Annotated in this window: 14 protein-coding genes; 1 reads left to right on the top strand and 13 read right to left on the bottom strand. The window is 44.0% G+C overall.

All coding sequences use genetic code 11. The annotated features are described in order from the left end of the window. Positions 1–67 precede the first annotated feature (67 nt). From uspE to ccoN, 10 genes are all read right to left on the bottom strand, one after another. Positions 68–991, bottom strand: a complete 924-nt coding sequence (gene uspE, locus MHM99_RS15540; RefSeq protein WP_014949597.1) for a universal stress protein UspE — start codon at positions 989–991, stop codon at positions 68–70. A gap of 244 nt (positions 992–1,235) precedes the next feature. Beyond that, entirely contained in the window at positions 1,236–1,973 is a 738-nt protein-coding gene (gene fnr / locus MHM99_RS15535; RefSeq protein WP_014949596.1) for a fumarate/nitrate reduction transcriptional regulator Fnr, read from the bottom strand. Positions 1,974–2,018: 45 nt separating this feature from the next. Then, positions 2,019–2,678, bottom strand: coding sequence for a sulfite exporter TauE/SafE family protein (locus tag MHM99_RS15530; protein WP_049588218.1), 660 nt, complete (start codon positions 2,676–2,678; stop codon positions 2,019–2,021). Beyond that, the gene (gene ccoS, locus MHM99_RS15525; RefSeq protein WP_014949594.1) at positions 2,665–2,895 is read right to left on the bottom strand and encodes a cbb3-type cytochrome oxidase assembly protein CcoS; all 231 of its coding nucleotides are present in this window, start codon (positions 2,893–2,895) and stop codon (positions 2,665–2,667) included. The genes MHM99_RS15530 and ccoS overlap by 14 nt, the downstream gene beginning before the upstream one ends. A gap of 1 nt (position 2,896) precedes the next feature. Then, positions 2,897–5,365: a heavy metal translocating P-type ATPase gene (locus MHM99_RS15520; RefSeq protein WP_239220120.1), complete on the bottom strand. Its 2,469-nt coding sequence runs from the start codon at positions 5,363–5,365 to the stop codon at positions 2,897–2,899. Next, positions 5,365–5,844 carry a FixH family protein gene (locus MHM99_RS15515; protein ID WP_049588215.1) on the bottom strand — a complete coding sequence of 160 codons (480 nt, stop codon included), beginning with the start codon at positions 5,842–5,844 and terminating at the stop codon, positions 5,365–5,367. The genes MHM99_RS15520 and MHM99_RS15515 overlap by 1 nt, the downstream gene beginning before the upstream one ends. 224 nt (positions 5,845–6,068) lie before the next feature. Next, positions 6,069–7,022 carry a cytochrome-c oxidase, cbb3-type subunit III gene (gene ccoP, locus MHM99_RS15510; RefSeq protein WP_039220102.1) on the bottom strand — a complete coding sequence of 318 codons (954 nt, stop codon included), beginning with the start codon at positions 7,020–7,022 and terminating at the stop codon, positions 6,069–6,071. A gap of 16 nt (positions 7,023–7,038) precedes the next feature. Next, positions 7,039–7,200 (bottom strand): cbb3-type cytochrome c oxidase subunit 3, encoded by a 162-nt coding sequence (locus MHM99_RS15505; protein WP_014949591.1) that lies wholly within the window; start codon positions 7,198–7,200, stop codon positions 7,039–7,041. Between the two features lies 1 nt (position 7,201). Then, the gene (gene ccoO, locus MHM99_RS15500) at positions 7,202–7,807 is read right to left on the bottom strand and encodes a cytochrome-c oxidase, cbb3-type subunit II (protein WP_014979357.1); all 606 of its coding nucleotides are present in this window, start codon (positions 7,805–7,807) and stop codon (positions 7,202–7,204) included. A gap of 15 nt (positions 7,808–7,822) precedes the next feature. Further along, a complete protein-coding gene (gene ccoN / locus MHM99_RS15495; protein WP_049588214.1) occupies positions 7,823–9,256 on the bottom strand; it encodes a cytochrome-c oxidase, cbb3-type subunit I in 1,434 nt (477 codons plus the stop codon). Positions 9,257–9,485: 229 nt separating this feature from the next. Between ccoN and MHM99_RS15490 the strand changes: the two genes are divergently transcribed. After that, the gene (locus MHM99_RS15490) at positions 9,486–9,965 is read left to right on the top strand and encodes a hypothetical protein (RefSeq protein WP_049588213.1); all 480 of its coding nucleotides are present in this window, start codon (positions 9,486–9,488) and stop codon (positions 9,963–9,965) included. A 124-nt stretch (positions 9,966–10,089) separates the two neighbouring features. Here MHM99_RS15490 and bfr (MHM99_RS15485) read toward each other — a convergent pair whose 3' ends face one another. The 3 genes from bfr (MHM99_RS15485) to MHM99_RS15475 all read right to left on the bottom strand — a co-directional run bounded on the left by bfr (MHM99_RS15485) (position 10,090) and on the right by MHM99_RS15475 (position 12,739). Continuing rightward, on the bottom strand, positions 10,090–10,557 hold the full coding sequence (gene bfr / locus MHM99_RS15485) for a bacterioferritin (protein WP_014949587.1): 468 nt from the start codon (positions 10,555–10,557) through the stop codon (positions 10,090–10,092). Beyond that, positions 10,557–11,033, bottom strand: coding sequence for a bacterioferritin (gene bfr / locus MHM99_RS15480; RefSeq protein WP_014949586.1), 477 nt, complete (start codon positions 11,031–11,033; stop codon positions 10,557–10,559). The genes bfr (MHM99_RS15485) and bfr (MHM99_RS15480) overlap by 1 nt, the downstream gene beginning before the upstream one ends. A gap of 134 nt (positions 11,034–11,167) precedes the next feature. Then, complete coding sequence (locus tag MHM99_RS15475; protein ID WP_049588210.1) at positions 11,168–12,739, bottom strand: cation:proton antiporter family protein; 1,572 nt, start codon at positions 12,737–12,739, stop codon at positions 11,168–11,170. Between the last annotated feature and the right edge of the window lie 268 nt (positions 12,740–13,007).

The raw sequence follows: 13,007 nt of genomic DNA, 5'->3' as shown, positions 1-13,007 counted from the left end.
GTTGGTGACATACCGTGTTGGCCGCTAAGTAACGGCAAACACGGGCTATGTAGACTTGATGAAAAGACTACACCGACAACGGCGACACAAATCCATCTGGCTTAATAGCAAGCACATCGCAATTGAGTTCGTCGATCACGTGTTCTGCAGTGTTACCAATTAGGGCCGCTGAAATGCCCACGCGGCCAACAGTACCAATAACAACAAGCTCTGCATCCAGTGTTTTTGCCACTTGCGGGATAACTTTTTCCGGAAGGCCTTCTCTTACTACACATTTATTTTCAGGAATACCGTACTTCAACGCGTGACTACGCATTTCTTTTAAATGATGATTTTTTACCGCGTCGTGATAGGTATCGGGGTCGAACTCAGGTACTTCTATGGCGATATTAAGTGGTGTAGAAGGATAACTGTTGACCAAATTTACGCTACCTTTCAATAAAGAGGCGTAGTCGTTAGCAATGAGGGTGAGCTTATCGTTAAGTGCGGCATGCTCATCATCTTCACTGCCTACGTTTACTGCAGCAATAATCTCTCCTCCTTCTGGCCAGTCGTGCTCTTTAACGAGTAATACTGGCCGAGGGCATTTACGCATTAAATGCCAGTCGGTGGGGGTGAAAATAACAGAAGCAAGATCGTCGTGCTTTTTGGTTGCCTTTACCACTAAATCTATCTGATTATTTAGGGTGTAGTAAATAATCGACTCATACGCACGATTATTCCATTCTACAACGATATCAGTTTCAGTGAATCCTTGTTCTCTTAAGTGGGTGGCAAGCCATTTTGCATGCTCCTTTGTAACTGCATCGCGCATTGACTCGCGCTCATCCGGGCTAAGCATGGTCGTCATATCATAAGATAAGTCGTATACCACCATCATTGCGGTAACTGAAGCGCCTGTTTTTGAAGCGAGTTCATAAGCTCGGCTTAGTGCAGGTTGGTTATCGCGCTCGGCATCTACCACGGCCAGAATTCGTTTACACTCAATCATAACGTCCCCCTAACTACGAAACTTAGTAGCGGCTGTCGAAATCGAAGCTTTCTAATACTAACTATAAACGACATTGGGAAAAACGTAAGTTGTTTTAGATCAAGAATTTTACGAGGCGACCATGAGTGAACCTACCTAATTGAATATGGAGCAACCGGCGTGGCGCTGAAAGGTTAGATATGTGGCTACCAAAGGTCACAAAAAAGCGCGCTTAGTGCGCGCCTTGTTTAACACCTAAAAACGGCTAACCGCAGACAACGCTTGGGCCGTTAAGCGCCGCTAGTTTGGTGTTTAGTCTATCGAAATCCAAGATAGTAATAAGCTTGCCGTCTACTTTTATGATGTTGTCTTTTTGAAAACGGCTTAACAGACGACTAATCGTTTCAATCGTTAATCCTAAATAGTTTCCAATTTCGTTGCGCGTCATGGTTAAGTGGAATTCTCTATGGGAAAAGCCACGCTCTTCAAAGCGTTGCGACAGGTGTGAGATGAAATACAGTAAGCGCTCTTCTGCAGTTCGCTTGTTTAAAAGCATGATCATGTCGTGATCTTGTTTTATTTCAGCGCTCATGAAGCTCATGATCTGGTGGCGTAGCTTTGGAAATTGCACTGACATTTCGTCGAGGGTCTCGTAGGGAAGCTCACACACCATGGCAGTTTCTAACGCAGAGGTATAGCTTTGGTGCTTGTTCTCTCTTAATGCATCGAAACCGATAATGTCACCAGGAAAATGGAAGCCGGTAATCTGTTCTTCACCTTCGGTATTAGTCACAAATGATTTGAATGAACCGGTTCTCACTGCAAATAGAGAACGGAATTTATCACCAGTTTGAATCAGCGTGTCACCTTTATGAAGCGGCTTCTTGCGTTCAATAATATCGTCAAGAGACTCGATTTCTGTTTTGTTTAACGCCACCGGTAAACACAGGTGACTGAAACTACAGTTTTGACAGTGAATAGAAAATTGGCTTCCTTTGCTCATAATGCACGCTCTCTAAAAGAATACCCGACAATAATACACCCATTTTTAAACGATTGCGCCATGAATAAGATAAGCTGCATATATTGCCATTATTACTGCAATAATTTGTCTAAAATGGTTATGTTGAAAACTTCGAACAATATATTGGCTACCAGCGCTTGCAGCGAGCAAGGTGGGTAATGTACCCAAACCGAAGAAGAACATAATAGCAGCGCCTTCTAGCGCGTTACCCGCCGCGAGAGACCAGGTAAGTGTGGAATACACCAAACCGCAAGGAAGCCAACCCCAAATAAAACCATAAGGCAACGCACTTAAAGGGGTCTTAAATGGCAAAAAGCGTTTTGAAAGCGGCTGGACTTTGGAAAATAGGCCTTTACCCGCATTTTCCAGCACTGTTAAGCCAGTCCACCACTTACCCAAATAACACGCCAGTAGAAGCAACATGATTCCGCTAAGTAGGGAAAGGGCATAGTTGGCAAGAGGTATATAATCTGCTGCAATTTTTCCAAGTGCCCCGGTTACTGCTCCGGCGATGGTGTAGCTCACTATACGTCCCATGTTATAGGCAAGGGTATAGGGTAGTGCTGAAGCGCCTTTAGGCGATACCATCCTTAGCGCAGCGACAATTCCACCGCACATTCCCACACAGTGAACTCCACCGGCTAAGCCGATAAGAAAGGCAGAGAAGTAGTTAATCCCTTCCATGTGGCGCTTGGCTTTTGTCTACTTTACTGTCTTGAAGTTGCTTGCGTTGCTCAGCTAGCTTTTTTTCTTCTGGCGGAAGATCATCGTCAAACAGTATGCTATAACCTTGGCGATCTAAATCTTCAAATTGATTGGTTTTCACCGCCCAAAAGAATATCACGATAGCGACGGCAACAATGATGATGGCGATTGGAATTAATACGTAAATAATACTCATGCTATTTGCTCAAGAGTCGCGTTGAGTTTGTGACCACAATGATACTGCTTAACGACATACCAACAACAGCCATCCACGGTGAAAGTAGGCCTGATACGGCGAAAGGTAAGATCAAAACGTTGTAACCTACCGACCAGCCAATATTTTGCCTTATTTTTTGCTTCACTTGGTGCGCAGTTCGAATAAGTTCTGGTACAGAAAGCAGCTGATCGCCAAGCAGTATCACGTCGGCGGCAGTTTTAGCCACGTCTGTGGCATTACCCACTGCAATTGCCACATCAGCACTGGCAAGAACTGGAGCGTCGTTAATACCGTCACCCATCATCATCACTTTCGCGCCAGATTGCTGCATAGCTTGAACGGCTTCGTACTTTTGCTCAGGTGTTAGGCCACCTTTAGCGGTCGAAATTGGCAATGGTGCGGTAAGCGCATTAACGTTTTGCTGTGTATCACCACTTAAAACGGCGAGGGTATGGCTTGCAGCTAATATATCGAGAGTTTCTTGCGTATCTTCTCTTAGTGAATCCTTTACTTCATACGCCGCCATAATACGCCCCTTAACCGTGAGAAACACGTTAGCTGAAGGGAACGCTTCAATGAGTTTTAGCTGAGATTCGTGAACGCTGAATGCTGCAGAACCCATAGAAAACAACGTGTCATTGATCTCACCGCTGATACCACCTCCTGGCGTAACGGTAAAATTAGTCACTTTGTGTACAGTGCTATCGATAACGTTAGCACTGCCGCTAGAGGCAGAATTCTCGCTAAAGGCTACACCGTCGCTAAAGGCTATATCGTCGCTAAAGGCTTTGGCAATCGGATGTTCAGAGCGTGACTCCAAAGCGCGCGCAATTGATAGCGCACTATTACTATCCACGCCGTCAGCGTACCAGGCATTTGAAATAGTAAATTTGCCTTTTGTGAGCGTGCCGGTTTTGTCTAGAGCGATGGTGTCAATGTCAGTAATTTGTTCAAGCGCATCTGCCCGTTTTAGTAAAATACCTTGTCTGTTTAATTTTGCCATAGCGCAGGTTAACGCTGATGGCGTGGCCAACCCTAGTGCGCAAGGGCAGGTTGCAACCAGCACCGATATGGTGATCCAAAATGCCTCGTCGCTACCCTGATACGCCCAAAAGCCATAGGTTAACGCCGAAATCAGCAATACCGCGGTAACGAAATAGCGAGAAAAATTATCGGCTATCTGCGCTGCTTTAGGTTTACTCGCCATGGCACTTGCTTGCAGTCTTACAATTTGATTTACCAGCGCATTTTTAAGGGTCTGCGTAACCGTAATGGTTAGCGTACCATCTTGACAAACCGTGCCGCCGTAAACTGGGCTACTGTTGGACTTACGCACGGGATTAAACTCGCCGGTAAGCATAGATTCGTCAACCGCTGCGTTGCCGTCGGTTACCACCCCATCAATGGGGACTGTTTCACCAGGCTTCACTAGCACTACGTCGTCAATTTTTAGCTGCTTAGCCAGACACTCGGTTAGGCTACCATCCGGATTTAGTTTAGTCGCTGATACGGGCACATACTGCATCATATTGGCAGAGATCTGTGCGGCGCGATGACGGCTGCGATGTTCTAAGAATCGGCTAAGTAACAGCAGAAAAATAAACATACAAATGGATTCGAAATACACTTCACCTTGCTCTAATACTGTAGAACGAATTCCAGCAATGTAAGTACCGAATATTGCGAGCGTAACGGGTACGTCCATATTAACCGTTTTGGCGCTTAGCGCTTTAGCGGCGCCCATATAAAAGTTGCTGCCTGAATACAGCACCACAGGTGTAGTAAGTGTAAGGGCAACCCAATAAAAATATTGGCGGGTCTCTAACTCAATGGCGCCAAACCAATCAAAATAAAGCCCCGTCATCAGCATCATTACCTGCATGGTCATAATGCCTGCTAGGCCAAGCTTTTTAAGAAAGGTTTTTTGTTCGCGCTTATAGCTGGCTTCGTGTTCGTCGGGGTGAAATGGCGAGCCAACGTAACCAATGCGTTTTAGCGTAGATAGAATTTGACTAAGTTTGATTTGAAAAGGTGACCAGGTAACCAGTGCTCGGCGCTCTTGTACATTCACCGCGACTTGCTTTATTCCTTCTACTTTCGACAACTGCTTTTCGATAAGCCAGCCACACGCAGCGCACGTAATACCTTCAAGGGTCAATTGAATCTGTTTGTCCTGACCTTCTTCAAACACGAACTCTTCTTGAAGGGAAGGGTCGTCATATACTTTTAGCTTGTCTAATGTTTCTAAAATACCATCGTCAGATTTTTGCGCCGGTTCGGTTCTAAACTGGTAATAGTCCTCAAGGCCGTTGTTAACGATCGCTTCAGCTACCGCTAAGCAGCCAGGGCAACACATGTCTCGTTGTTGCCCTAAAATGACAGTAGTAAATTTCCCATTGTCTGAACTCGCTATAGGCAAGCCGCAATGGTAACAGTCGTGCCTTGCCATTATGGATTGAATTTCATTTTGCCAGTGTGGGGCAGATAGACCGTGTTTTGAATTTTCCAGCTATCATCAATCGGCGTCAGCGATATGCGCCATTTGCCGTCAAGGTTTTCTTCAATAAAACCGCGATAAATACCGTTAGCGTCGCGACTCAATAAAACGCTAACATCGCGCTCTTCTAGCGTTACGTGATAGAAACTTAATTTAACCGCGTTACCTTCTTGTGGAATCCCCGAATGAAATTGCAGCGCTATGCTTCCATCTTCAATGGTTAAATCAGTGGTGATATTCTTGCGGCGGGCTATGGCCTCTTTGTCCAGACGGGCATTGATTGCTTTTCCTTCCTTGTAGTAGTCGTCTACCACCAGGCTATCTTCGGTGCTAATAGCAAGGTTTAACAACACGCCACCCATGATGAGTGTAATGATAGGTACGGCAATTAAAAACCAGGGCCAGAACTCTTTATACCAGGGTCTATTCATCGAAATCTTTCTCGTATTTACTTCACTAGCAACGTCGCTAACAACATATTTATTATTGCTACATCAGTTAATAACAATAAATATAGTGTTGGGGACGCAGCTCCAAGGCGCACAAAATGTGTTCGCAACGACACTTTCTGTATTGCTGTCTATATCGCTGTATTTTCTCATAAAAAAAGCCCCGTAGTAACGAGGCTTTTTAAGATATTTAATGATTTAAATCATTAATCATTTGAAAGGCTGTAAACATACGCTGCAACAACGTGAATTTTGTCATCACCCAAGGTTTTCTTGAATGAAGGCATTACACCGTTACGACCGTAAGTAAGCGTTTCTGTTACCGCTCTGTGGCTGCCGCCGTATAGCCAGATATTGTCAGTAAGGTTTGGTGCACCAAGTGCTTGGTTACCTTTACCGTCCATACCGTGACAAGCCGCACACGCTGCGAAACGAGCTTTACCTGCTTCTGCAAGCTGAGGGTCCACATCGCGACCGCTTAAACTAAGTACGTAGTTAACCACTTCTTCGATACCGTCTTCACCCATAGCATCTAGCCATGCTGGCATAGCTGCTTTACGACCAAGCGTAAGAGTTTCAACGATTTTCGCACCTGAACCACCGTACAACCAGTCGTTGTCCGTTAGGTTAGGGAAGCCGCCATTTTGACCACGTGCATCAGAACCGTGACACTGAGAGCAATTTTGTAGGAACAAACGCTGACCTACTTTATTTGCTTCTGGGTCTTTAGCCAGTTCTTCAACAGGAACTTGTGCATACGCTTCGAAGATCGGATCGAACTTCTCGGCAGCGAAATCTAGTTCACGGTCATATTCTACTAGGTAGCCTTGCTCTTTAGCATCAATACGCGCCTGAGCTGACTCTTCTAGCGATTGAATATTTTGGTTAGAGCTCTTCCAACCCAAAATACCTTCAAACGCACCTAAGCCAGGATAAAGCGCTAGGTATAAAAAGCCCCAAACGATGGTCATGTAGAACATAATTGTCCACCAGCGAGGAAGTTGATTGTTCAACTCCTCAATACCATCGAATTTGTGGCCCATTGACTCACCTTCAGGTACGCCGGTCTTGTTAGCAAGGGTCCAGCGTAGAAGGAAGTAGCAACCAATGATTAACCCTAGAGTTATCACTGAAATCCAAATTGTCCAAAACATACTCATGAGTTCGAGACTCCTGCTAATCTTCTTTTGATTTTTCTTTTTCTTCGTCTGCAAACACTAGGTTTGCCGCTTCATCGAATTTTTTCTTGTTGCGGCTGCTAAATGCCCACCACACAACACCGATGAAGCTTACAAAGACGATGACAGTAAAAATGCTGCCTACAATTCCCTGGTCCATATTATTTCAAATGTGTGCCAAGAGATTGTAGATAAGCAATAAGGGCTTGCATTTCCGTTTTACCCTGTACTGCCGCTTTCGCGCCCGCGATATCTTCGTCGGTATACGGAACGCCAAATCCACGGAATACTTCCATTTTTTTAGCTGTTAACTCACCATCAAGCGTGTTTTCCGCAAGCCAAGGAAAGCCTGGCATGTTCGACTCTGGTACTACGTTGCGAGGATTAAGCAGGTGAACTCGGTGCCATTCGTCGCTGTAACGACCACCAACACGTGCTAGATCAGGACCAGTACGCTTAGAACCCCAAAGGAAGGGGTGCTCCCATACTGATTCGCCAGCAACGCTGTAGTGACCATAACGCTCTGTTTCAGCGCGGAATGGACGGATCATCTGGCTGTGACAACCTACGCAACCTTCACGGATGTAGATATCACGGCCTTCAAGCTCAAGCGCGGTATATGGACGTAAGCCTTTTACCGGTTCCATAGTTTGCTGTTGAAACATCAACGGCGTAATTTGAACCATGGCACCGAAGCTGATAGCGATAAGGATTAATACCGTTAACAGACCGACGTTCTTTTCAATTAACTCATGTGCGTTTTTCATTATTCGTCTCCTTTACTACGCCGGCTGAGTCGCTGGGTCTGCAGCGATACTGCCTTTAGGTGCACGAATGGTTTTCCATGTGTTGTATGCCATAACAAGCATACCTGCTACCACGAAACAACCACCAATGAAACGAACCACATAGAAAGGCTTAGACGCTTCTAATGACTCAACAAAGCTATAGGTTAACGTACCGTCAGCATTTACCGCACGCCACATTAGACCCTGTAGTACACCAGACATCCACATTGCTACGATGTATAGAACAACACCGATAGTTGCGAACCAGAAATGTACGTTAACTAGCTTGGTACTATACATAGCGCGCTGACCGAATAGCACTGGGATTAAGTGGTAAATTGAACCAATTGAAACCATTGCAACCCAACCTAGAGCACCAGAGTGTACGTGACCAATTGTCCAGTCAGTGTAGTGAGATAGTGCATTAACGGTCTTAATTGCCATCATTGGGCCTTCGAAGGTAGACATACCGTAGAAAGACAATGAAACGATAAGGAAACGCAATACTGGGTCGGTGCGAAGTTTATGCCACGCGCCAGATAGCGTCATAATACCGTTAATCATACCACCCCAAGATGGAACGAATAGGATAATAGACATCACCATACCTAATGACTGAGTCCAGTCTGGTAGGGCAGTGTAGTGAAGGTGGTGAGGACCGGCCCAGATATACAGAGAGATAAGTGCCCAGAAGTGGACAATTGAAAGTCTGTATGAATAAACCGGGCGGCCAGCTTGCTTAGGTACGAAGTAATACATCATACCAAGGAAGCCCGCAGTTAGGAAAAAGCCTACCGCGTTATGGCCGTACCACCACTGCATCATAGCGTCTACTGCGCCTGCATACAGTGAATACGATTTAGTGAAAGATACCGGAATAGCCATGCTGTTACCAATATGAAGAATTGCAACAGTTAACATGAACGCGCCTAAAAACCAGTTTGCAACATAAATGTGCGAAACTTTACGGATTACTAGGGTTCCGAAGAAGTTAATGATATAAGCGACCCAAACCAGTGCCAAAAGGATATCAATTGGCCATTCTAGTTCAGCGTATTCTTTTGTGCTGGTTAAACCCATAGGTAGGGTAATTACAGCTAAAACAATAACGGCTTGCCAACCCCAAAAGGTAAATGCGGCAAGTTTGTCACTGAACAGTCTTACCTGGCAGGTACGCTGAACGATGTAGTACGACGTTGCAAATAGCGCACAGCCGCCGAAGGCAAAAATAACGGCGTTAGTGTGCAACGGACGCAAACGTGAGAATGTTAGCCATGGTGTGTCAAAGTTAAGCATAGGTGCAAATAACTGCGCGGCAATAAATACCCCTAGGCCCATACCAATGATACCCCAGACTATGGTCATGATGGTAAATTGCCTAACTACTTTATAATTGTAGTCAGGTTGTGCTTGGCTTATTTCACTCATTTTAATGAATCTTCCACTTCAAATGAACTATGGTCTCCAACTGCCGGAATAGTACGGTCGAGACGTGTATCAGCTAAGGAATAACGCTTCACACCGAGCTCGGAAAGAGTAATAATTATTGTCTCCAAGCCAGTTGGTACGCGGATGATAAGGTTTTTAATTACAAAAAGATACCATAAACTACTTAAGCTTGATCTCCGTCAATGAAGAAATACACAAAATTTAAGAAATGCTAAATAACGATAACAATAAACGATCAAAAATTTTACATTCCCAGCTTCCATTAGTGGCTATTATTGTTGTAGCCGTGTGTGTATACCTTGCACATAAATTCCAGTCATCGGTGTTAAAAGACACGAGCGTAGTTAATGGAATAGGAAACAGCTGCAACTTTGTCAATGAAACTTGCGAATTCTTAATTGATGACAGGTTAGCAATTGCCACTTTTTCAGCCATGCCTGAAGCCGAAGAGTCAGTAACGGTTAAGCTCTTAGTTCCTGAGGGAGAGGAAATAGAGAGCGCATGGATTGAAGGGTTAAACATGTATATGGGCAAAATTCCCGTGCTGTTAGATAACGACGGGGAAGGAAAATGGTCAGGTTGGTTTATGTTAGGTAGCTGTAGTGAGCCAGTTATGAAATGGCAGCTACGTCTAAATATTAAAGATAAAGAAAGCCCCAGCTATTTGTATTTTGTTACACAGCAGTAACTGTATTAAAAGCAATAAGACTCTCCCTAAAGAAAGGGGAGTAAACAAGCAAAAAAAGGCCGCTCTTTATTTAAAGAGCGGCTTTTCATTAATTACCTGTAAATTGTAGCGTGAACGCTATTTCTTACATTTGAGACTGAAGGTAGTTTTGAATACCTAGTCGCTTAATAAGGCCAAGCTGCTGCTCTAGCCAGTGTGCGTGATCCATCTCTGTATCGTCTAATAGTACAATTAGCATGTCACGAGTTACGTAGTCTTTCTCGGTTTCACAAAGCGCAATGACTTCACGTAACTTTGCATCAACTTCATATTCAACACGTAAATCGCTTTCTAGCATCTCAGGTACATCTTTACCCACTTTGAAGCCTGTGCGCTTCGTCATGTCAGGCGTACCTTCTAAAAACAGCATGCGTTCAATTAACTTAGTTGCATGTCCACGCTCGTCATCAAATTCATGATCGATGCGTTCGTAAAGCTTATTCAACCCCCAATCAAGATACATCTGAGAGTGAATGAAATACTGATCCATGGCGGCCAACTCATAAGAGAGTAGTTCGTTTAAGCCATTGATGATTGCTTGGTTACCTTTCATTAGTCATCTCCCATTACTTGCGCTTGTAGGTAGTTTTCTATACCCATAGCATCAATTTGGTATTCTTGCGTTTCAATCCAGTCTAGGTGCTCTTCTTCGTATTCAAGAAGGTCTTCAAGCAAATCACGAGAAACATAATCCTGCTTTTCTTCACATAGCGCGATAGCTTCACGAAGTAGTGGAAGCTGTTCCTTTTGAAAACGCGCATCACATGACAGCATTTCAACGGTATCTTCACCGATATAAAGCTTGCCTAACGCTTGAAGATTAGGAAGGCCCTCAAGGAATAAGATGCGCTCGATAAGATCATCCGCTTGCTTCATGTCCTTGATAGACTTTTTATAATTCTTTTCGTTAAGTTCAGAAAAACCCCAGTTTTTGAACATACGAGCGTGCAGAAAGTATTGATTTATCGAAGTAAGTTCACTTGTCAGTACTTCGTTCAATTTTGCAACAACTTGTTTATCACCTTGCATTGTGTAAACCCTATTAACGTATTTGCGTGAAGTTTAGTCTAAATTTGACTGTATGTCAAAAAAGTCTTTGTAAAACAGTTGTTTACAAACGATAACGTTTCTCAATTCATCCATTGTTCGCATTTAGAACAGCATTACTGTTGTGCATGCGCATAAGCAAGACTTTCTTCAGCAAAACCAAGCCCTGCTTCGGTAAAGAAGTTGAAGACTTTATCTACATCGTTTTCTAATAGATGTGATACTTCATCCTCATATCGTGCAATGGCTGCAACTTTTCCAACATAGCCCGCGTTTTTAAGCTGACGTGTGATGTTTATTGCGTCCTGTATAGAAGGCAGAGCAAGCAAAACAAGCTGAATTTGTTTGATATCTAAATTATCCCACAAATCGACGTCTTCACCGTCGCCGCATATTACGTTTAAGCCTTCGTCTGATAACTCTTTTACTTTTACTCGGTCGGCGTCCATTCCCCATACGCTCACATCACTTAATTTAGATAACGCATTGAAGGCACCGCGACCAACTCGTCCCATCCCCAACACTAAAAATTCCGCGTTGTGGAGAGTAGGATAAATGTCTTCTTTTAAGCGCTCGTTTTTCTCAAAACGTTTAATGGTGTGTTTATGATTGTGATATTGAGAATGAGAATTGCGATAGAGCACGCTGGTAATAACGAATGAAATAGATACGGCTAAAGCAATCACCACTAACCAAGAGTTTGCCAATAAATCTAATGAAACGGCTAGTGCGCCAACAATAAGCCCAAATTCACTGTAATTTGAAAGCACCAAGCTGCTCAAGTAAGCCGTGCGACCGCGAAGGCGAAGTGACGTAAATAAGCCGAAAAAGAGTGCTGCTTTTAACGGTATAAATAAGCAGAACACGATAGCTAGGACAATCATACTAAGATCGGGAAGGGCGGTAAGACCGATAGTAAGGAAGAAGCCGATTAAGAAGAGATCCTTAAAACTAAGCAGCGACTTCGCTAGCTCCGAAGCCTTTTCATGTTGCGCTAACATGATTCCAAAGATTAGTGCCCCAAGATCGCCTTTAATGTTAACCAGCTCAAACAAGTGATAGCCACCTAAGGCGAGGATAAAGCCAGTAAGCGGAAGCAGTTCACCGTGGCCCGACTTATTAATCATTTTGTTTATGATTGGCATTGCTGGGAATAAGGCCAACAACGCTAGCGCCCACACAGAGGGGAGCTTTCCAGTTGCTGCAACAAGGAAGATAACAGCAAAAACGTCTTGCATGACCAAAATGCCAATGGCAAGGCGTCCGTGGCGGGTTTTACTTTCGCCACTTTCTTCTAATACTTTAACCACGCACACTGTGCTACTGAAACTAAGGGCAAAAGCGATAAGCGCAGCACTTTTCCATGTAAGCCCATCAACGAAATTTGCAGCAACCGCACCAATCGCATAGACGCAACAGGTAATAACGCCCACCCATACTAAGGTATGTGAAACGCTTCCCGCCCAAACTTCTCGTCGACTCAAATCGCGGATGTTGAGTTTCAGACCGATGGTGAAGAGCATAATGGTGATGCCCAAGTTGGCTATTTGGGTTAAATCTTCAGTGAGCGTGTAGCCTGCAAAATTTAATAAAAAGCCAGCTACCAAGTAGCCAACTAAAGGAGGAATGCCAATAAGTTTAACCGTTAAGCCGCAAACAAATGCGAAAAGAAGAAATGCATACTCCATGAATTACCTTTCAGAAAATGTTGAACGTAAAATCCGTTACCTTTGTATAGGTCACATCATCTATTAACCAGTGATAGCTACAAATCGCTCTCTCAACTCGCTAATTGAAAGGTTTTAGACTAGCATGCAATGGCTTGTTTTCGCAGCTAAAAAAGCATTGTAATTGCATATTTTGGTAACGCGTAACCCAATTGAGCTAAAAGCCGGCTCAGTATATTTAACCCCTAAATCAGTCATTTACCGCTAAAGTAAATCTAGTTCCCGATTT

Origin of the sequence: Alteromonas sp. MmMcT2-2 (assembly GCF_022348305.1) — a bacterium.
In the GTDB taxonomy this organism is placed as follows: Bacteria; Pseudomonadota; Gammaproteobacteria; order Enterobacterales; family Alteromonadaceae; genus Alteromonas; species Alteromonas macleodii.
The sequence above is the reverse complement of the archived record's forward strand: the minus strand, read 5'-3'. Positions and strand labels throughout refer to the sequence as shown.

Excerpts from the sequence above, each read along its gene's own strand:
- bfr (WP_014949587.1), bottom strand. The coding sequence starts at position 10,557 with ATGAAAGGTAACCAAGCAATCATCAATGGCTTAAACGAACTACTCTCT.
- ccoN (WP_049588214.1), bottom strand. The coding sequence starts at position 9,256 with ATGAGTGAAATAAGCCAAGCACAACCTGACTACAATTATAAAGTAGTT.
- MHM99_RS15520 (WP_239220120.1), bottom strand. The coding sequence starts at position 5,365 with ATGGCAAGGCACGACTGTTACCATTGCGGCTTGCCTATAGCGAGTTCA.
- MHM99_RS15475 (WP_049588210.1), bottom strand. The coding sequence starts at position 12,739 with ATGGAGTATGCATTTCTTCTTTTCGCATTTGTTTGCGGCTTAACGGTT.
- MHM99_RS15505 (WP_014949591.1), bottom strand. The coding sequence starts at position 7,200 with ATGGACCAGGGAATTGTAGGCAGCATTTTTACTGTCATCGTCTTTGTA.
- ccoS (WP_014949594.1), bottom strand. The coding sequence starts at position 2,895 with ATGAGTATTATTTACGTATTAATTCCAATCGCCATCATCATTGTTGCC.
- bfr (WP_014949586.1), bottom strand. The coding sequence starts at position 11,033 with ATGCAAGGTGATAAACAAGTTGTTGCAAAATTGAACGAAGTACTGACA.
- ccoO (WP_014979357.1), bottom strand. The coding sequence starts at position 7,807 with ATGAAAAACGCACATGAGTTAATTGAAAAGAACGTCGGTCTGTTAACG.
- MHM99_RS15530 (WP_049588218.1), bottom strand. The coding sequence starts at position 2,678 with ATGGAAGGGATTAACTACTTCTCTGCCTTTCTTATCGGCTTAGCCGGT.
- uspE (WP_014949597.1), bottom strand. The coding sequence starts at position 991 with ATGATTGAGTGTAAACGAATTCTGGCCGTGGTAGATGCCGAGCGCGAT.
- fnr (WP_014949596.1), bottom strand. The coding sequence starts at position 1,973 with ATGAGCAAAGGAAGCCAATTTTCTATTCACTGTCAAAACTGTAGTTTC.
- MHM99_RS15490 (WP_049588213.1), top strand. The coding sequence starts at position 9,486 with ATGCTAAATAACGATAACAATAAACGATCAAAAATTTTACATTCCCAG.
- ccoP (WP_039220102.1), bottom strand. The coding sequence starts at position 7,022 with ATGAGTATGTTTTGGACAATTTGGATTTCAGTGATAACTCTAGGGTTA.
- MHM99_RS15515 (WP_049588215.1), bottom strand. The coding sequence starts at position 5,844 with ATGAATAGACCCTGGTATAAAGAGTTCTGGCCCTGGTTTTTAATTGCC.